Genomic DNA, 19733 nt, shown 5'->3' with positions numbered 1-19733 from the left:
TGCCCGATCAGGCCTTGAGGGCCAGACTGCGATCTGCGGTGCTCCTGATCCTGGAGTCGCCCGCACACGAAGTATTGCTCATGTCGGCTGATTCGTCGCGTCACATGTGTACCTGAACTGTATTTTTTTCTGCGAACTGAGTTGCCCTGCTTCGAAGAACCGCGTCCCTGCGGATCTTCATCTTCAGCAACCGTTTATCGCGGGAATTTACTCATCGTCCTCGCGTTGCAGTTCGAACAGCAGCAGCGAGCGTCCGGTGACGGAGTACTCGGAATTGAAATCGAACCGCTCCTGGCCACGTACCGCCGGCTGGTTGGTGTCGACCATGCAGGTCCAGAAACTGCCTTCGGGGACTTCCGGCAAGAGGAAGTTGACGATGTCATGGTGGGCATTGACCACCAGCAGCAACGTCGCGTCGGCGCCCTTGCGTCGGATGCCGGTTTCCTGGGCGCGCCCGTCCATCAACATGCCCAGGCAACGACCGTGACCGTCGTGCCATTGCTCGGTGGTCATCTCGCTGCCGTCCGGGGCCAGCCAGGTGACGTCCTTGACGCCGATGTCCTCGTTGTAATTGCCCACCAGGAACCGTCCGCGCCGCAGGATCGGATAGGCCAGGCGCAGTTTGATCAGGCGCTTGACGAATTTGAGCAGCGCCGCACCTTCCTCGCTCAGGTCCCAGTTGACCCAACCAATCTCACTGTCCTGGCAATAGGCATTGTTGTTGCCGTGCTGGGTGCGGGCGAACTCGTCCCCGGCGACGAGCATCGGGGTGCCTTGGGCCAGCAGCAAGGTGGCGAAGAAGTTGCGCATCTGCCGATGGCGCAGCGCGTTGATCGCCGGATCGTCGGTAGGGCCTTCGACACCGTGGTTCCAGGACAGGTTGTTGTTGCTGCCGTCCTGGTTGTTTTCGTCGTTGGCTTCGTTGTGCTTGTCGTTGTACGAGACCAGGTCATTGAGGGTAAACCCGTCATGGGCGGTCACGAAATTCACCGAGGCGTAAGGGCGCCGACCCCGCTGGTTGAACATTTCGCCCGAGGCGGTCATGCGGCTGGCGAAATCGGCAAGTTGGCCGTCGTCGCCTTTCCAGAATGCGCGCACGGTGTCGCGGAATTTGTCGTTCCACTCCACCCAGCCCGGTGGGAAGCCCCCCACCTGATAGCCACCGGGGCCACAGTCCCAGGGCTCGGCGATCATTTTCACCTGGCGCAGCACCGGATCCTGGCGGCAGGCGACGAGGAAGCTGTGACGTTCGTCGAAGCCGTCATGGTATCGGCCCAGAATCGTCGCCAGGTCGAAACGGAAACCGTCGACATGCATCTCCGTGGCCCAGTAGCGCAGGGAGTCGGTGACCATCTGCAATACGCACGGGTGGCTCAGGTCCAGGGTGTTGCCGGTGCCGGAGTCGTTGATGTAATAGCGTTTGTCATCGGGCATCAGCCGGTAGTACGACGCGTTGTCGATGCCGCGCATGGACAGGGTCGGGCCCTGTTCATTGCCTTCGGCAGTGTGGTTGTAGACCACGTCGAGGATGACCTCCAGGTTGGCCTCGTGCAGGTGCGCGACCATTTCCTTGAACTCGGCAATTTTGCCGCTGGCCAGGTAACGCGGGTCCGGGGCGAAGAAGGCAATACTGTTGTAGCCCCAGTAGTTGGTCATGCCTTTGTGCAGCAGATGCTGGTCATTGACGAACGCATGGACTGGCAGCAGCTCCACCGATGAAACACCCAGCTTGCGGATGTGCTCCAGCACGTCGTCGACCATCAGTCCGGCGAAGGTACCGCGCACATTCTCGGGAACCGAGGGATGACGCATGCTGATGCCGCGAACATGGGTTTCATACAGGATGGTCTTGTCCCAGGGCACACTGACACGCTGGTCATTGCCCCAGGTATGGGCCGGGTCGATGACTTTGCATTTGGGCACGAACGGCGCGCTGTCGCGCTCATCGAAACTGAGGTCGCCATCGGGGTGCCCGATGGTGTAGCCGAACAGTGCTTCGGACCATTTCAACTGACCGACCAATTGTTTGGCGTAAGGGTCGATCAGCAACTTGTTGGGGTTGAAACGATGGCCATTCTCCGGGTCGTAAGCGCCATAGACCCGATAGCCGTAGATCATCCCAGGGTGGGCGTCGGGCAGGTAGCCGTGGTAGATCTCGTCGGTGTATTCCGGCAGCTCGATGCGTTCGAGTTCGACCTCGCCGGCATCATCGAAAATACACAGTTCAACTTTGGTGGCGTTGGCTGAGAACAGCGCGAAATTGACCCCGAGGCCATCCCAGGTTGCACCGAGCGGAAAAGGCAGCCCTTCACGAATCCGCGAAGCCTCGATAACGGGCGGCGGCGTGGTTTTGTTTGGACGGGTCATAGTTGCTCCTGCAAAAGACAGATACGCAATGCTGTTCAAGTTAAGACGGGTGGTTGTGCGATGAACCCTGTGGCGAAGGGATGAATCCCCTCGCCACAAAGAGCTGTTTGCTTGAGATCAGTGAGGGGGAAATCAACTCGCCGGCGGCTTGCGTGCCGCCCGTGGCTTCTTGTTGGCAGGTTTTTCAGCGGGTGTGACCGCCGCTGCCGCAGGCTTGGCCTTGGCTGTGCTTTTTGGCGCGGCCTTGGCAGCGGTGCTTTTGGCTGCGGCAGGTTTGGCGCCGTCGGCCTTGGCAACTGCGGGCTTTCCCGCAGCCTTGGTCGGTTTGCTTGGCGCCAGGGCTTCGGCTTCGGCCAGTTTGCGGGCCATCTCCCAGTGACGTTTTTCGTGCCCTGTCGGCTTACCCTCGGATTCCCAGATTTGATAGGCGAATTCACGAATGCGTTTATCGTCGGTACTCATCGCGGTGCTCCTGACTGAACTCAAGGTTGGATAAAAACATTGACCGGGAAATCCCCCAGCGCGGCGCTGACCATCAGCTCCCTTTGGGGTGTGACTGCCGTGCTTGAAAAAAGTCCCTTCAGTTTTTCATCCCCGGCGGCAAATGGCAGCGACACGCGGGTATCGCCCCAGTCCGATGCAGCAACCTGTGGTACGGCACTGTTTTCCAGCAGACGGGCTGCGTGGATCGGTACCACTATGATTGCCCGTTGTTGCTCGTACTCACGCATGAACGCCAGCACCCGGTGGGCGTGTTCGCCGACTACCTGCAGCGGCTGATAGCGGCCTTGGTGAAACAGCTGCGGGTGTTCGGCCCGCATGGCCAAGGTCCTGGCGATCAATGCCTGCTTGACCCGGCCGTCGCGCCAGTCGCGTATCAGCGTTGCCGGAGTGTTGTCGGCGTGCATCGCCTCACGGCGCGCCTGGAAATCCACCGGCCGGCGGTTGTCCGGATCCACCAGGCTGAAATCCCAGAATTCGTTGCCCTGATACAGATCCGGCACACCGGGTACGGTCATGCGCAGCAAAGTCTGCGCCAAGCTGTTGAGGGCGCCCGCTGCGGCAATGGCCTGGACCGCCTCGGCGATGGCACTGCGCAACGGCAGTCCCTCATCGCCCAGCAACAAGCGTTCGAGGAACATCTGGGTCGCCTGCTCATAGGCGTCATTGACCGCCGCCCAGCTACTTTGCAGTTTGGCTTCACGCAGGGCCTTGCGTTGCCACTGCCACAGGCGCTCGTTGTACTCGGCCAGGGCCTTGTGGTCCCGCAGGTCGAGGTTCAGCGGCCAGCTTCCGAGCAGCGCCTGGTAGAGAATCAGTTCATCGCCGGCCGAAGGCGCCGCCGGATCGCTGTGCAGCGAAGGCGAGAGAATGCGCCATTGCTCGATACAGGCGGTGTACCAGTCGGCGCGCTCGCTGATGATCGCCAACCGGGCACGGGTGTCTTCGCCGCGCTTGTGGTCGTGGGTGGCGGTGGTCATCAGGTTGTCAGGAAAGTGTTCCAGCCGCTGAGCGCAGGCGTTGTGGAACGCTTGCGGCGGGGCACTGAACTGTTCGGTGTTGTAGCCCACGTCGTTACGCGACAACAGCACCGCCGAGCGATAGAGCGCCGTATCCTCCACGGCTTTGGCGGCCGCCGGCGAGGTCAGTTGCTGGAAACGCACGCAGGCATGGCGCAGACGTTTGCGCTGGCTCCCCCGTGGTCGTTGCCGCCAGGGCATGCCGCCGAGCCAGCCGGCCAGGCAATCAAGTACCGGCCAATCGGCTTCGCTGAGGGTTTGCCGGGCGCCTTCAAGGGCCTGGTTGAAAAACACCTCGTCCTCGGCGCAGCGGCCCAACGGATTGATATAGGTGCGGTACACCGGGAAATGCACGATCAGCTCCTGCAAGGCCCGACGAATCGCCCCCAGGGTCAGGTCGCGGGTCATCACATCGTCCCGGGCCACTTGCAGCAGGGCCTGGGCGACGCTTTCGAAGTCGCCGGCCAGGGACCCGTTGAGAATCTGCTGGCGGGCCAGGCGGGCTTCTTCGATGAACTGCGCTGGCCGCTCGCTATGGCGGCTCCAGAACTCGGCGAGGGGGGCGGCACCGGCTGGGTCATGTTGCAGCAGCGAGATCTGGTTCATGAACTCGTAGCCGGTGCTGCCGTCGATGTTCCAGTCCTGGCGCAAGGTCTCGCCATCGCCGAGGATCTTCTCGATGAAAATCGGCAGGTGCCGCGACGGCGAAAGCGAATCGACGCGTCTGCGCAATTTGCGGCAGTAACCGCGCGGGTCCGCCAGACCGTCGATATGGTCGATCCGCAGCCCGTCCACCAGCCCTTCGCCGATCAGTTCGAAAATTTTTGCATGGGTGGCTTCGAACACGGTCGGCCGTTCGACTCGCAGCCCGCCCAGTTCGTTGACATCGAAAAAGCGCCGCCAGTTGATGTCGTCCGCCGCGGTGCGCCAGCTGGCGAGGCGGTAGCTTTGCCGCTCCAGCAGTTGATGCAGGCGTTCGAACCCCTCAGGCGCCAGGGAATCGTAGCCGCTGAGGTTGTCCTCGATGGCGGCCAGGATGCCCGGTTGCGTGGCCAGGTCCCGCAGCTCTGCTTGCAGCGGACGGGCGAGGCTGTGGGCGTTGGTCTGGTAGTTCAATGTGGTGAAACGCTCGGCCAGGGCCTTGAGCGATTCAGCCTGTTCCGATGGCAGGGTTTCGGCGGGCTTGAGCAGCTCGCCGTACTGCATCGGGCAGATAGGGAAGTGATGCTCGTAATGCTCGACGTAGAAGCTGCCTTGGGTGGCATCGAAACGCAGGTTCAGCGTGCCTTCCTGCAACGCCACGCCGTAGTCACTGCCCAGGAACGGGAGCAGCAACTGACCTTCCATCAGCGGGTCAGGGGAGTGCCACTGGATATCGAAGAACTCGCCATAGGGGCTCAAGCGCCCCCATTCCAGCAGGTCCAGCCACCAGGGGTTGTCGTTGCCGCCGACGGCCATGTGGTTGGAGACGATGTCGAGGATCAGCCCCATCCCGTGTTCACGCAAGGTCGCGACCAGGCGTCTGAGCGCGGTTTCACCGCCCAGCTCCGGGTTGACCACGGTCGGGTCGACCACGTCGTAGCCATGCATGGAGCCGGCACGGGCCTTGAGCAACGGAGAGGCATAGATGTGGCTGATGCCCAGAGACGCGAAGTACGGCACCTGCGGTACGGCATCGTCCAGGGTGAAGTCTTTATGAAACTGCAGGCGAAGTGTCGCCCGCAGCGGTTGCATCAACGTCGGTTTCATCGGTCACGCTCGTTCGCCTGAAGTCGTGCGCAGGCGAGTATTTCCAGACGCCGGGCGGCGTCCGGGGCATCCAGCAACGCCTGGCTTTCGTGGGCCAGGCGGCGGCGCCAATTCGGGTGGATGTCGGTGGTGCCGGGCAGGTTGGCCTGCTCGTCGATGCCCAGGGCATCCTCGATCGGCAGCAACACCAGTGGCGCGCGGGTGTGGCCGAGGAAACGCACGCTGGCATCCAGCACCTGGTCGGTTTCGAGGTGTTCTTCGCGAAAGTTCTGCGGGTCCTGGTTCAATACGTTGCGCAGGCCTTCGCGTTCGCGTTCGCGGTGTTTGCGCCAGTCCATTTCAGTGTGGGAGTCGATCAGGTCCAGCCGGGCGTTCCAGTCGATATCATGACCATGCCACCAGCCGTTGAGGGTTGGCAGATCGTGGGTGCTGGTGGTCGCCAGGGCGTTGTCCGGCCAGTCGAGAATCGGTTTGAAGTGGGTGTTGTCCTGTTCGAACAACAGCACGCGCATGCCCAGGATTGACCGGGCGCTGAGCTTCTCCCGCAGGCCGTCCGGCACGGTGCCGAGGTCTTCGCCCAGCACGATGGCCTGGTGACGGTGCGATTCCAGCGCCAGCAGGCGCAGCAGGTCGTCCAGCGGGTAATACAGGTAGGCGCCATCGGAAGGCGGGGCGTCGTTAGGAATCACCCACAGTCGTTGCAGCCCCATGACGTGGTCGATGCGCAAGCCGCCAGCATGGGCAAAGTTGGCCCGCAGCATTTCAATGAACGCACGAAAACCATTGCGGACCAGGCCTTCCGGGGAAAACGCGGAGATCCCCCAGCCTTGGCCGGAACGGTTGAGAATGTCCGGCGGCGCGCCCACGGTCAGCGAAGCGAGCAGTTCATCCTGCCGGCTCCAGGCCTGGCTGCCGCCGCCATCGGCGCCCACCGCCAGGTCGGCGATCAGGCCGATGCCCATGCCACTGGATTTGGCCGCGCTCTGGGCGCGCTCCAGGCAGCGGGCGATCAGCCATTGGCAAAAGGCGTAGTAGCCAATCTCGTCAGCATTTTCTTCGGCAAAATGCGTCAGCGCCGGGCTTCGTGGGTTACGCCATTCTTCGGGCCAGTGGCGCCAGTCCAGGCTTTCTCCCCGGGCTGCGCGTTCGGCTTGCAAGGCTTCGAAGCGGCAGTGGTTTTCCAAAGCTTCGCCGCTGGTGTGGCGGAAGCTGCTGAAATCTTCATGCAGCGGATGCTCGCCCTGGCTGAAACCGTCGTACAGGGCGCGCAGGATTTTGTGTTTGGCTTCGGCAGCCACCGGCCAATCGACCAGGGGTTGCTCTTCGAGGTGGCGCAGTTGATTGGTCAAGCCAGTGGCGTCGATGGCCGTGCGCAGGGCGCGTTCACCGAGGATGGTGCCGGGTGCTGCGTACAGGCTGTTGAGGAACAGTCGGCTGGACGGTGAGTAAGGGCTGTAGCTTCCCGTATTGCTGCTGAACATCGCGTGCATCGGGCTGATGGCGATGGCATCGGCACCGCGTTCGCCGGCCACCCGTGCCAGTTCTTCCAAGGCCTGGGTGTCGCCGAAACCGCCGTCGCCAGGACGCCGCAGCGCATACAACTGCGCGCTCAGGCCCCAGGCCCGTGGCGTCGGGTCGTCCACCGCATCGGCGACGCTGTAGCAACGGGCCGGCGCGACGGCCAGGGTGAAACGCTGGTCCTCGATGGCGACGTGCTGATACCCCACCGGGACTATCCCGGGCAGCTTGGCATCGGCATCCAGTTTCAGGTTCAGTGTCGCGCCGTCCTCCAGTTTGATTTCGCAGGGTGTTTCGCCTGCAAAATAGCGGCTCAAGTCCACACTGACCCCGGCGTCGGCGGTGATCAACGGGGGCAGTTGATGATTTTGCTGATCCTGTTGCAGTTGCTGCAGGCTGGCATCGATTTCCTGGGCACTACCGGCTGGATGGCCCAGGCCGGTGAGGACCGAACGCAACACGGCAGGCGAGACTTTTTGCGCCCGGCCGTTAGCGTCGATCCAGTCCACTGCAAGGCCCGCTCGACTGGCGAGAATTTCAAGTTGCGCATCGCTCATAGGCGCTCTCCAGTGATGTTGGGCAAGTTTGCCGCTTGCGTCAGACTGACCAGCGCGCTGTAGGGCGCAAGGGCGCCCTGTTGCAACAGACCCATGGTCTGCTGCGGATGTTCGAAAAGAATGCGCGCTTCTTCGGGGGCGGTATGCTCGACGGACTGCTCGCTGAGGTTCAGGTCAATGCGTAATACGCTGCCATCTCCCAGCCGCCAGCGTGCGCTGACCGCGCCGTCGCCCAGCACATCGGCCCCCAGGGCCTGGGCACCAGGCAGGCGTGGAACGATCTCCTCGCGGCGAATCTTCAACAGCTGGCGGTACAGCGCCTCGGTGGCGTGCTGGTGGGGATGCTGCGCTTCGAACGCCGGGCGCGAGGTTTCGAAGGTGCTGGCCTCATTGGGGTCGGGAATCCGCTCGCGCTTTTGCGGATCGGCGAAGGCGCTGAAGGCCGCGAATTCGTTGCGCCGGCCTTCACGCACCAGCTCTGCCAATTCGCCGTGATGGCTGGTGAAAAACAGGAACGGGTTTTCGGCGGCCACTTCATCGCCCATGAACAGCAACGGAATCATGGGCGATAACAGCAACAAGGCGATCGCCGCGTGCAGCGCCTGGGGTGGGGCCAGTTGATGCAGGCGCTCCCCCAAGGCACGGTTGCCGATCTGATCGTGGTTTTGCAGGAACAGCACAAACGCGCTGGGTGGCAGGTGACCGCTGGGTTCGCCACGGACCTCCCCATGGCGATTGGTGTGGCCCTGGAAGACGAAACCCTGGCTGAGGCAGCGCGCCAGTTGTTCGGTCGGTTGCTCGGCATAGTCGGCGTAATAGGCATCGGTTTCGCCGGTCAGCAACACATGCAGGGCGTTGTGGCCGTCGTCATTCCACTGGGCGTCGTAGTTGTGTTCCAGCAGGCTGGCCTGGTTGTGTTCGTTCTCCACGGTCAGCCAGACATGTCGGGTCGGGTCGATCTGCTGCCGCACCTTGATCGCCAGTTCATGGAGAAAGTCCGGATCTTCAATGGCATGCACGGCATCCAGGCGCAGGCCGTCGAAACGGTACTCCAGCAGCCACATGAGCGCGTTGTCGATGAAGAAATCCCGCACCTCGCGACGGCGGAAATCAATGGCCGCGCCCCAGGGGGTGTGTTTGTCTTCGCGGAAGAAGCCCTTGGCGTAGCGGTGCAGATAGTTGCCGTCGGGGCCGAAGTGGTTGTAGACCACATCCACAATCACCGCCAGCCCATGTCCGTGGGCGCTGTCGATCAGGTGCTTGAGCTGTTCCGGCGTGCCATAGGAGGCCTGGGGCGCATAGGGCAGGACGCCGTCGTAACCCCAGTTGCGATCGCCGGGAAACTGCGCCAGCGGCATCAATTCGATGGCGGTCACGCCCAGTCCGGCCAGGCGTGCCAGGTGTTGTTCGACCCCTTCGAAACCACCGAGGGCACCGACGTGTAGCTCGTAGATCACTGCTTCGTGCCAGGGCCGACCGCACCAGTTCGTGTGTCGCCATTGGTAGGCATGGGGGTCGACCACTACGCTGTGGCGGTCGATGTCACCGGCCTGGGCGCGGGAGGCCGGGTCCGGCACCTCCAGTTCGCCGTCGATGTTGTAGCGATAGCGGGTGCCGGCGGGGCAACGGGTCTGGATCATGAACCAGCCGTCGGCTTGGGGCAGTAGCGGTATTGAATCTCCGGTGTCGAGCTCGACACTGACAAAAAAAGCATCCGGGGCCCAGAGGGCGAAGCGGGTGTGCTCGGCATCGAGCATGACCGCGCCATGGGTCCAGGTTTCAGGCGTCCTTGACGGCATTGTTACCTCATTGTCTGACCGATTTACCCAGTGACTTGGCCACCAGCTGTTCGTAGAGTTCGGCGTAGGGCTCCACGGCCTTGCACCAATTGAACGGTGCCGACATGGCCCGACAGCGCATGGCGTTGAGCAGGTCAGGAAAGGCGAAGACCTTGAAGGCCCGGCTCAAGGCCTGTTTGTAGCTGTCCACCGTGGATTCATCGAACAGAAACCCGGTGATGCCGTCTTCGATGGTGTCTGCCAGCCCACCGGTATTGCGCGCCACCGGCAGCGAGCCGAAGCGCTGGGCGTACATCTGGCTCAAGCCGCAAGGCTCGTAGCGCGAGGGCATCAGCAGGAAATCGCTGCCGGCGAACATCCGTCGGGCATCGGTTTCATTGAAGCCGATGCGCACGCCGATCCGTCCGGGAAAGCGCAGTGCCAGTTCACGCATGGCTTGTTCTTCTTCCGGTTCGCCGCGACCAATAATGGCGATCTGTCCACCAGATTCGACGATGAATTCGGCGACCGCTTCGGTCAGGTCCAGGCCTTTCTGGTACACCAGGCGCGACACCACGGCGAACAGCGGGCCGGTGGAATCGTCGAGGCCGAACAGATCGCGCACATGGGCGGCGTTGACCGCCTTGCCTTCCCAGTCGCCCATGGCGAACTGGCGGAACAGGTGCGTGTCAGTGGCCGCGTCCCAGCTTTCATCGATGCCGTTGGGGATGCCGCTGAGCAGGCCTTGTTGGGTCTTGGCCGCGAGGAAACCATCGAGCCCGCAACCGAACGCCGGGGTGGTGATTTCCTGGGCGTAGGTGGCACTGACCGTGGTGATGTGGCTGGAGTAGGCCATGCCCGCCTTGAGGAACGACAACTTGCCGTAGAACTCCATGCCTTCTTGTTGCAGTGCGTGTTCGGGAATACCCAGCTCCGGGCAAGACGCCAGGCTCACCACACCCTGATAGGCCAGGTTGTGGATGGTGAACAGGGTTGGAGTACGCTGGCCGCGCCAGTGCATATAGGCCGGCGCCAGCCCGGCTGGCCAGTCGTGGGCGTGGACCAGGTCAGGGCACCAGTGGATCTGCGCGAGGTTGGCGGCGATGTCGGCTGCGGCCAGGCCCAGGCGAGCGAAGCGAATGTGGTTGTCGGGCCAGTCGCGCCCGTTGTTGGCACCGTAGGGTGAACCTTCGCGGGCAAACAGTTCCGGGCAGATCAGTACGTAGATCACCAGGCCGTCGGGCATGTCCATGCGTCCGATCTTGCACGGCGGTAGCGCTGCGTGGCCACCCAACTCGCCGATGATGTGGATCGGATTGCCGCTGTTCATCACTTGCGGATAACCGGGGATCAGTACCCGGACATCATGCAACCCGGCCATGGCCCGGGGCAGTGCGGCTGAAACGTCGCCCAGGCCGCCGGTCTTGACCAGGTCGGCGATTTCCGACGTTACGAACAATACCTTCTTGCGATTGGGATTCTGTCGAACGACGGGGAGCAGTGCCTTGCCGCCGGTGGCCAGCACCGGTGCCGTCAGCGATTCAGCCGCTGGCGGTAATTGAGAACGGACTTGCTGTGGTTCCAAGGCAGCACTGATCATAACTTTCTCCCATTTTTTCGATCTGTTTCCGGCAAGCGCCAGAGCTGTTGTTTCATTGGCCGAATCCTGCGGCCAGGCGCACAAGCGCTACGCAAGGAAAGCAAAGCGCTGCCCAATGCGGCAAAGCGAATCAGGTGAAAGGGTGGTTGCAAGGAATGCACCAGCCACTGTTGCCCTACCTCTAACCTGACCTGTCGCCGTTGCGAAAAGTTTCGACTTTTTTTCGCCTGGGTGACCGGTAGGTTTTCCCCCCGGTTATGCAGTCTAGGTCAGAACGTAGAGCGGTGCGGCTCGCTTCGTCGCATTGTCGGACAATCACGGATTTTGTCGGCAATCACTTACACAACAAAGGGGGATACGCACCGACGAAGTGCAGTTTCTTGAAATCAAAAGGGTGTAAGGGGAAGGCGGTGTTTCATCGCCGTGCGCGATGGAATGGCGCGACGCACCATTGGAGGGCGGGTGGGATAGAGGCGTTTTGATGGCTACTAATGGCGCGAGAAACACACTCTTTTGTGGGAGCGGGCTTGCTCGCGAGTGCGGTCTGTCAGCCGATGCATTGACTGCCTGATGCTCCGCCTTCACGAGCAAGCCCGCTCCCACAGGAGGCGTTAGGTTGTGCCTGAAATCAGGTTGCCGGGGTCAGCAGACGAATCGGCTTGCCCGCCGCCCAGGCCTGCAAGTCTTCAATCATCAAGGCATAAAACTGCTGATAATTCTGTCGGCTGACATACCCCACATGCGGCGTGGCCAGCACGTTATCCAAGGTCCGGAACGGGTGGCCGGAGGGCAGGGGTTCCTGGGCGAAGACGTCCAGGGCGGCGCCGGCCAGGCGCTTGTGCTGGAGGGCGTCGATCAGGGCGGCCTCATCGACGATCGGCCCGCGTGCGGTGTTGACCAGCAGCGCCTCGGGCTTCATCCAACTCAGGGCCTGGGCATCCACCAGGCCGCGGCTGCGCTCGCTGAGCACGAGATGGATCGAGAGAATGTCGGCCTGTTCGAACAGCGCCTGTTTACTCACGTAGGTTACACCGGCTTCGGCGGCTTTTTCGGCGGTGAGGTTCTGGCTCCAGGCGATGACCCGCATGCCGAATACTTGGCCGAACTGCGCGACACGTTTGCCGATGCTGCCCAGGCCGAGGATCGCCAGGGTCTTGCCATGCAAATCACCCCCCAAGCCTTGCTGCCACAGGCCGGCGCGCAGGGCGTTGGCTTCCTGTACCAGGTTGCGGGTCAGGGCCATGACCAGCGCCCAGGTCAGTTCGGGGGCGGCGTGCTTGTAGCTGTCGGTGCCGCAGACCTGGATGCCCAGCTCGGCGGCGGTCTTGAGGTCCAGGGCCGCATTGCGCATGCCGCCGGTGAGCAGTAGCTTGAGATTCGGCAGCCGGCGCAGCAGTTCTTCGTCGAACGACGTGCGTTCACGCATCACACAGATCACTTCGAAACGCTGCAGGCGCTGGGCGAGGGTGTCGCGGTCGGCGGGGTAGTCGTGAAGAAAAGTCACCTGGCCGATGCTGTCCAGCACCGACCAGTCGACCACGTCCCGTGCCACGTCTTGCCAATCGTCGATGACTGCTATTTGCACCGCCATGGAACACCTCGTCAGGGAATGGGTTTATTCAGCCAGCCCAGCAGGGCCTGGTGGAAGCGGTCCGGCTCTTCCATTTGTGGGGCATGCCCCAGATTGGGGAACTCTACCAGGGTCGAGCGGGGAATCAGCTGAGTGACCTGCTTGCCCAGCACCTCATAGCGGCCCAGTTTGGCTTTCACCGCCGGCGGCGCGATGTCGCTGCCAATGGCTGTGGTGTCGGAGGTGCCGATCAGCAGCAGGGTTGGCACGGTTAAGTCTTTGAACTCGTAATAGACCGGCTGGGTGAAGATCATGTCGTAGATCAACGCCGAGTTCCACGCGACTTGCGTATGACCGGGCCCCTTGTTCAGCCCGGCGAGCATGTCCACCCAGCGGTCGAATTCCGGCTTCCAGCGGCCGCCGTAATAAGTTGTGCGCTCGTAGTTGCGAATGCCGTCGGCGTTGAGCTTCAGCTCGCGCTGGTACCACTGGTCCACAGTACGGTAGGGCACGCCGAGGGCTTTCCAGTCCTCCAGGCCAATGGGATTGACCATCGCCAGGCGTTCGACCTGATCGGGAAACTGCAAGGCATAGCGGGTGGCGAGCATGCCGCCGGTGGAATGGCCGAGCACGACGGCTTTCTGCACGCCGAGGGCCTTGAGCAGGGCCTGGGTGTTGCTCGCCAACTGCTGGAAACTGTACTGGTAATGGCCTGGTTTGCTTGAGGTGCAAAAGCCGATCTGGTCCGGGGCAATCACCCGGTAACCGGCCTCGCTGAGGGTCCTGATCGAATCGCCCCAGGTGGCGGCGCAGAAGTTCTTGCCGTGCATCAGCACCACGCTGCGGCCATTGACCTTGCCTTGGGCCGGCACGTCCATATAGCCCATCTGCAACGACTGGCCCTGGGACTGGAAAGCGAAATGCTTGAGGGTATAGGGGTATTCGAACCCCTCGAGTTGCGCACCGTAGGCCGGACTTTCCGGCGTATTGGCGGCCTGGGCGAGCAAGGGCAGTGCGGTGGTCAGGAACAGGCTGGGCAACCAGCGAGTGGTGGGACGCGACATGGTCAACTCTCCTTGGGCATCCGGCCGATCCTGGGACGGTCCGATTATGGCGACATTAACCACAGGCAACCGCACGGCCCGAACGTTCAACCCATCCAGCCCAGGGTCGCGAGGGCGAGCACGCCATAACGCAGGCCTTTGGCAAGGGTCACCAACAACAGAAAGCGTCTCCAGGGCTCGCCCATCACCCCGGCCACCAGGGTCAGGGGATCACCAATGATCGGCAGCCAACTGAGCAGCAGCGACCAACGTCCGTAGCGTCGGTAGTGCCCGCGGGCCTTGTCCAGGTGGGCCGGGCTGATGGGAAACCAGCGCCGGTCCTTGAACTGCTCCAGGCGTGTGCCCAGCCACCAGTTCACCAGCGAGCCCAAGACATTGCCCAGTGTGGCGACCCCCAGCAACAGCCAAAGCGCATAGCGCTCGCTGAGCAGCAGGCCCACCAACAGGGCTTCCGATTGCAGGGGTAGCAAGGTCGCCGCCCCGAAGGCGGCCAGGAACAACCCGATGTACGCCTCGCCCATCAGTGGGCCGGGTAATCCGCCACTACGGTTTGCGTCCCGTCCTTTTTCAGGCCGATCACTTGATAGGCATCGCTCATACCGTCCATTTCCATGCCCGGCGAGCCCATGGGCATGCCGGGCGCCGCCACGCCGAGCAAGTCATCGCGTTTACTCAACGCCAGCACCTGATCAGCCGGGACATGACCTTCGACGAATTTGCCGTTGATCTCGGCGGTGTGGCAGGAGCGCAGGTTCGGTGCCACGCCCAGGCGTTGCTTGACCGAACCCATGTCGGCCTCGACATGGTCGTTGACCTTGAAGCCGTTTTCCTGCAGATGCGAAATCCACTTTTTGCAGCAGCCGCAATTGGCATCGCGGTGCACATCAATGGTGACCGGTTCGGCGGCCTGGGCCAGGGAGGTGATGAGCAGGGCGCTCAGGGCGAGCAAGTGCAGGGGGTTGGCCATGGAGTGGTCTCGTGTCGAACGGTTTGGAGGGAGGATAACAGAGTAGCGAGTGCGAGCTGACAGGGGGCTGAGGGGGGGATTACAGAATTGTCAGGTTGGAAGAATGAAAGCAGGACTTCCCGGTATCGCGGCAACCCCTGTGGGAGCAAGCCTGCTCGCGATAGCGGTGGGTCAGCTACTCTGATGCTGATCTTAATCCGCCATCGCGAGCAGGGGAATGTGGCCGATGGCAGTTTCGTATCCACCTGCTGACAGTATGGAACCGGTTCAGCGGACCTTGAACCGATCAGTGGGCTGGCAAACGCACCTAGCGGTGCTGCTCGAAGCCGGGGCCGGGACCGGGACCGCCACGGCGATCATGGTCGCCATGACCGCGGTCGTGAGGGAAAAAGAGGCAGCCACTCAGGGTCAGGATGGACAACAGGGGAAGCAACAGGGTCAGGCGACGAAACATAAATAAATCCTCATGGTTTAACACCGTGGTTGCGCGAAAACGCTCCTTCGGCTGTACCATGGGACCCCGTTTGCTGCCGCTTATCCCCAAAACAAGGTATGAGCCTGGCAAGCAGGCGGATACAGAACGGATACATTCGGGAAATTGGCAATGACTCATTCGCAACGTTTGAAATACTCGATCCTGATCGTCCTCGTCGTCCTGGCGATCATGCTGGGACTGTCCTGGATGCAGAACAACGGCATGATCAGCGAACAGCTGTTTCAATACATCGCCATTGCCGTGGCGGTCATCGTGGTGGTGATCAACGGCGTGATGCGGCGTAAGGTCAAGCCCTGAGCATCAGCGTTATTCACCCGTTTCGAGCACGGCCATGGCCTTGGGGTGCAGGCAGTAGCTCTTATCCGGGTTGAAGGTGACGACGCCCTCGCTGCACAAGCGCTTGAGCACCTCGCGTACGCTGAGGAAGGACAAGGGAATGTCCAGCCCCAGCAATTGACTGTGCACGCCCCGCACACCCAGGCAGCGATTCTCATTGGCGGCCCTGAGCAAGGCATCGATGACTTTGAGGCGGATCAAGCTGGTCCTGAGCCCGTAGCTCTTGAGCAGCCGCCTGATGTGTTCATTGCCACCGCGCTCTGCTGGCCCGCCGAACACGTTGTGAGTGACGGTCATCGAGACGCCGCTCGACCTGGACTTACCTTCCATTGGCAGTTGCCTGTCATGCATGCAAAAACTCCTTACCAGCCTGTTCAGAAAAGGTCACGAATACTCTCTTGTAATAGGACGAACGAGCGCGAGCAATAATGAGGGCCCTGAGGTGAAAAAAATGTCTGGAGCCTGCATTTCTTCACCGTGAGCCCGTTGATTAGCCGTTAATTTTTTTTCATCCGGTTCGTTTTCAGGGAAGGCACATTCCGCTTCTGCAGGCGGTCTGTGATTGTCCAGGCGGGCCAACGGTCGTACCGGTCGCCGTCCTGGTTCTGAAGTTTTCGCTCAGGAGTGAACGCAAGAATGTCCGGTCAGTTATCGAGGCGTGGCCTCGCAGGCGTGTTTTTGGTGATGAGCCTGGGGCTCGGCACCGTTGCCAGCGCGCAAGGCGATGCGGGGCAGGCCAGTGCCGAAATTGCCCGCACCCGTTTTGGCGTGCCGCATATCCAGGCTCAGGATGAGCGCGGGCTGGGTTACGGCATTGGCTATGCGTACGCCCAGGATAATCTTTGCCTGCTGGCCAATGAAATCGTCACGGTCAACGGCCAGCGCTCGCGCTATTTCGGGCCTGATCAGCTGACGGTCGAGCAGCGGGAGAACCGCGTCAGCGATCTGTTTTTCAGTTGGCTCAACACGCCGCAAGCGGTGTCCGGTTTCTGGCAAGCGCAGACACCTGAGGTGCAGCAACTGGTCGAAGGTTATGTGGCGGGCTACAACCGCCTGCTGGCCGAGCGCAAGGCCAAAGGCCTGCCCGAGCAATGCGCCAGCGAGTGGGTGCGACCGATCACGGCGTTGGACCTGGTCAAGTTGACCCGTCGGCTGTTGGTGGAAGGCGGCGTTGGCCAGTTCGCCGAAGCCCTGGCTGGCGCACAGCCACCCAAGGCAACGGCGCTCACTGGCGCCCCGACGGCGGGTTTTGCCGGCGCGGCAGCCCGGCAGCAGCGTTTCGCCCTGGAGCGCGGTAGCAATGCGCTGGCCATCGGCAGCGAGCGTTCGTTCAACGGTCGCGGGATGTTGCTGGCGAACCCGCATTTCCCCTGGTTGGGGGGCATGCGTTTTTATCAGATGCACCTGACCATCCCCGGCAAGCTGGACGTCATGGGCGCGGCCCTGCCAGGCTTGCCGGTGATCAACATCGGGTTCAGCCAGCACCTGGCCTGGACCCACACCGTCGACAGCTCCAAACACTTCACCCTGTACCGATTGCAGCTCGATCCGAAAGATCCGACCCGCTACCTGCTCGATGGCAAATCCGTACCGATGAGCCAGCAGACGATCACGGTGGACGTCCAGCAAGCCGATGGTCAGGTGGAAACGCTCTCTCGAGTGGTTTACGGCTCGCAGTTCGGTCCAATCGTGCAATGGCCAGGCCGGCTGGACTGGAATAACCAGTTCGCCTACAGCCTGCGGGACGCCAACCTGGAAAACGATCGGGTGCTGGCCCAGTGGTACGCGATGAACAAGGCCGTCACGCTCAAGGATTTGCAGAACGCGGTCCATGGGATCCAGGGCATTCCCTGGGTCAATACCCTGGCAGTGGACGATCAGGGGCAAAGTCTCTACATGAACCTGTCGGTGGTGCCGAATGTCGGTGCCGACAAACTGGCTCGCTGCAGCGATCCCCGGGCCGGGCTGCGGCTGATCGTGCTGGATGGCTCACGCAGTGAATGCGCCTGGGATATCGATGCCAAAGCCATGCAAAAAGGCATCTACGCGGCCGACAAGTTGCCGCAGTTGTTGCGTCGCGATTATGTACAGAACTCCAACGATTCGGCCTGGATGGCCAATCCTTCGCAACCGTTGTCCGGTTATTCGCCTTTGATCAGCCAGCAGGACCAGCCCCTGGGCCTGCGGGCGCGTTTTGCCCTGGACCGCCTGGGCCAGTTGGCCAAAGGCGGGCCGGTGAAGGCGCAGGACTTGCAGCGCATGGTCATGGACGATCAGGTTTACCTGGCTGACCAGGTGATGCCAGACCTGCTCGGTTTTTGCGCCAGTGACCTGGGGGCCGATGCCTCGGCGTTGGTCGAAGCCTGTACCCGCCTCAAGGCGTGGGACCGCACTGCCGGCCTGGACAGCGGGCTGGGGTTCATTCATTTCCAGTCCATCATGGAGCCGTTGCAGGCGACGCCTGATGTGTGGCGTGTCGCGTTCGATCCGAAGGACCCGCAACATACCCCGCGAGGCCTGGCGATCGAGCGACCGGCAGTGCGCAAGGCGCTGCGTGAAGCGATGCTGGCTTCAGTGGCGGCGGTGAAGGCCGCCGGGTTGACGAAGGACAGTCGATGGCAGGACGTTCAGGTGGCCAGCAGTGGTGGTCGACAGACGCCCATCCACGGCGGCCCAGGGGAGTTGGGAATCTATAACGCGATCCAGAGTGTGCCGTCGGCGAACGGTCAGCGGGAAGTGGTCAGCGGTACCAGCTATCTGCAAGTGGTGACGTTTGACGACAAAGGCCCTCAGGCCCAGGGGTTGTTGGCGTTTTCCATCTCCAGCGACCCGGCATCGCCTTACTCGGCAGACCAGACCCAGGCCTTTTCGAAGAAGCAGTGGAGTGTGCTGCCCTTCACCGAACAGCAGATCAAAGCCGATCCGCACTATCAGGCCCTGATTATCCGTGAGCGTGACGAGGCGGGCAGGGTGGTGACGCACTAAGTGTTGTTGTTGGGTTTCAGGACTAGACAGGGGACTTTGGACTGTCCGGAAATCGCAGCCCGACACAGGTCTAAATTGTGGGAGCGAAGGTCATAAATGGCGCGATAACCTGCAAAAAAGCCGCGTCCGAAAGGATCGCGGCTTTTTCAGTTGTTGGCGGGGCGTTGGCCGATGGAGTTGAGGACAGGGTTGCCGTCCTTGTTCCGCGTCAGGTAAACCGGCAGGACTTTGGGCAACGAAGGCACAAGGTTCTGCACTTCGTTGAGGTTGTAGATGCCGCCCACCCGCAAGGCGCCGGTGCTGTTGTCGGCCAGCATGACGGGATGGTCGAGGTAGCGGTTGATCAGCGGCAGCGCGTCGCTGAGGGCGAGATCATCCAGGACCAGCTTGCCGTTGCGCCACGCCAGCGAGCTGTCATTGGGGCCGATCTCACGCACTTGCGGTTGGTAGTCGCCAGCCTTGTAGCTCGCCTGCATGCCCGGCGAGAGCCGCGAGCCGTTGTTGGCGAGTGCCTGGTTGCTGGTCACCCATACCGAGCCCTCCACCAGCGTGACCCGCACTTGATCCTGGTACATCCAGACGTTGAAGCGAGTGCCGGTCACGCGCACTTGGCCCTGGCCCGCGCGAACAACGAACGGGTGCTGTGCGTCATGGCTGACGTCGAAAAACGCCTCGCCCTTTTTCAGCGTGACCCGGCGTTCATGCTTGTAGTTGGCATAGACCAGCTCACTGCCCAGGTTCAGTTCTACCTGGCTGCCATCGTCCAGAGTGATGTGGCGTACGCTCGCGCCGGCTTCGAATCGTTGGTACGAATTTGCCAGCCAGCCCAGGTTCCAGCCAGTGAAAGCGGCCAGGGGTAAGCCCAGTGCGAGCACCGCCGCAGCCACCGCCAGCCGGCTCCAACGTGACCGCGAGCGCGGTCGGGACGCTGGAGCGGGCGCCGCCGTTGATTCGACCCGGGGCAGATGATCGGCAACAGTCCAGATTTCCAGCATGGCTTCATATTCGAAGGCGTGCAGGGGATCGGCATCGTGCCATTGCTTGAACGCCAGCCGTTCGGCTGGCGTGCAGTCAGCCGCATGCAACCGCATGCACCAATGCGCGGCCGCATCGGTAATGGCGTCGTATTCGGCTTCAGAGAGGGTACGTTCGGTCATTGACTCTTCCTGGTTTGCCGCATTCTAACCTTCGGCATGAGCTGCCGAGAACAGCCATCATGGCGTTTG

At 61.9% G+C, this 19733-nt stretch carries 15 protein-coding genes; 2 read left to right on the top strand and 13 right to left on the bottom strand.

Features of this window, described 5'->3' with window-relative positions; translation table 11 throughout:
* Positions 1–207 precede the first annotated feature (207 nt).
* The 11 genes from glgX to ACWNZ1_RS05155 all read right to left on the bottom strand — a co-directional run bounded on the left by glgX (position 208) and on the right by ACWNZ1_RS05155 (position 15144).
* A complete protein-coding gene (gene glgX / locus ACWNZ1_RS05205) occupies positions 208–2367 on the bottom strand; it encodes a glycogen debranching protein GlgX (RefSeq protein WP_135845195.1) in 2160 nt (719 codons plus the stop codon).
* Positions 2368–2499: 132 nt separating this feature from the next.
* Positions 2500–2829: a DUF2934 domain-containing protein gene (locus tag ACWNZ1_RS05200; RefSeq protein WP_135845196.1), complete on the bottom strand. Its 330-nt coding sequence runs from the start codon at positions 2827–2829 to the stop codon at positions 2500–2502.
* A 20-nt stretch (positions 2830–2849) separates the two neighbouring features.
* Positions 2850–5636 (bottom strand): malto-oligosyltrehalose synthase, encoded by a 2787-nt coding sequence (locus ACWNZ1_RS05195; RefSeq protein WP_135845197.1) that lies wholly within the window; start codon positions 5634–5636, stop codon positions 2850–2852.
* Positions 5633–7711, bottom strand: a complete 2079-nt coding sequence (gene malQ / locus ACWNZ1_RS05190) for a 4-alpha-glucanotransferase (protein ID WP_280944908.1) — start codon at positions 7709–7711, stop codon at positions 5633–5635. The genes ACWNZ1_RS05195 and malQ overlap by 4 nt, the downstream gene beginning before the upstream one ends.
* A complete protein-coding gene (gene treZ, locus ACWNZ1_RS05185) occupies positions 7708–9510 on the bottom strand; it encodes a malto-oligosyltrehalose trehalohydrolase (RefSeq protein ID WP_280944909.1) in 1803 nt (600 codons plus the stop codon). Before treZ ends, malQ begins: the two co-directional genes overlap by 4 nt.
* Positions 9511–9517: 7 nt before the next feature.
* On the bottom strand, positions 9518–11089 hold the full coding sequence (gene glgA / locus ACWNZ1_RS05180) for a glycogen synthase GlgA (RefSeq protein ID WP_256452764.1): 1572 nt from the start codon (positions 11087–11089) through the stop codon (positions 9518–9520).
* A 628-nt stretch (positions 11090–11717) separates the two neighbouring features.
* On the bottom strand, positions 11718–12680 hold the full coding sequence (locus tag ACWNZ1_RS05175) for a D-2-hydroxyacid dehydrogenase family protein (protein ID WP_256452765.1): 963 nt from the start codon (positions 12678–12680) through the stop codon (positions 11718–11720).
* 11 nt (positions 12681–12691) lie between these two features.
* Positions 12692–13723, bottom strand: a complete 1032-nt coding sequence (locus tag ACWNZ1_RS05170) for an alpha/beta fold hydrolase (RefSeq protein ID WP_256452766.1) — start codon at positions 13721–13723, stop codon at positions 12692–12694.
* Positions 13724–13809: 86 nt separating this feature from the next.
* Positions 13810–14244: a YqaA family protein gene (locus ACWNZ1_RS05165; RefSeq protein WP_135845203.1), complete on the bottom strand. Its 435-nt coding sequence runs from the start codon at positions 14242–14244 to the stop codon at positions 13810–13812.
* Positions 14244–14690, bottom strand: coding sequence for a DUF411 domain-containing protein (locus ACWNZ1_RS05160; protein WP_280944910.1), 447 nt, complete (start codon positions 14688–14690; stop codon positions 14244–14246). Before ACWNZ1_RS05160 ends, ACWNZ1_RS05165 begins: the two co-directional genes overlap by 1 nt.
* A gap of 307 nt (positions 14691–14997) precedes the next feature.
* Positions 14998–15144, bottom strand: coding sequence for a hypothetical protein (locus ACWNZ1_RS05155; protein ID WP_178084250.1), 147 nt, complete (start codon positions 15142–15144; stop codon positions 14998–15000).
* A 150-nt stretch (positions 15145–15294) separates the two neighbouring features.
* On the opposite strand from ACWNZ1_RS05155, the gene ACWNZ1_RS05150 reads away from it, so the two are divergent.
* Complete coding sequence (locus ACWNZ1_RS05150; RefSeq protein WP_135845205.1) at positions 15295–15483, top strand: hypothetical protein; 189 nt, start codon at positions 15295–15297, stop codon at positions 15481–15483.
* 9 nt (positions 15484–15492) lie between these two features.
* Here ACWNZ1_RS05150 and ACWNZ1_RS05145 read toward each other — a convergent pair whose 3' ends face one another.
* Positions 15493–15873 (bottom strand): fe2+ zn2+ uptake regulation protein, encoded by a 381-nt coding sequence (locus ACWNZ1_RS05145; RefSeq protein WP_135845206.1) that lies wholly within the window; start codon positions 15871–15873, stop codon positions 15493–15495.
* 285 nt (positions 15874–16158) lie between these two features.
* Between ACWNZ1_RS05145 and pvdQ the strand changes: the two genes are divergently transcribed.
* Complete coding sequence (pvdQ, locus tag ACWNZ1_RS05140) at positions 16159–18507, top strand: bifunctional acylase PvdQ (protein WP_456027463.1); 2349 nt, start codon at positions 16159–16161, stop codon at positions 18505–18507.
* A gap of 146 nt (positions 18508–18653) precedes the next feature.
* Here pvdQ and ACWNZ1_RS05135 read toward each other — a convergent pair whose 3' ends face one another.
* A complete protein-coding gene (locus ACWNZ1_RS05135; protein ID WP_265073049.1) occupies positions 18654–19664 on the bottom strand; it encodes a FecR family protein in 1011 nt (336 codons plus the stop codon).
* Positions 19665–19733 lie beyond the last annotated feature (69 nt).

The organism is Pseudomonas sp. CFBP 5748 (genome assembly GCF_053850495.1).
This window is presented reverse-complemented; position numbering and strand designations above follow the sequence as displayed.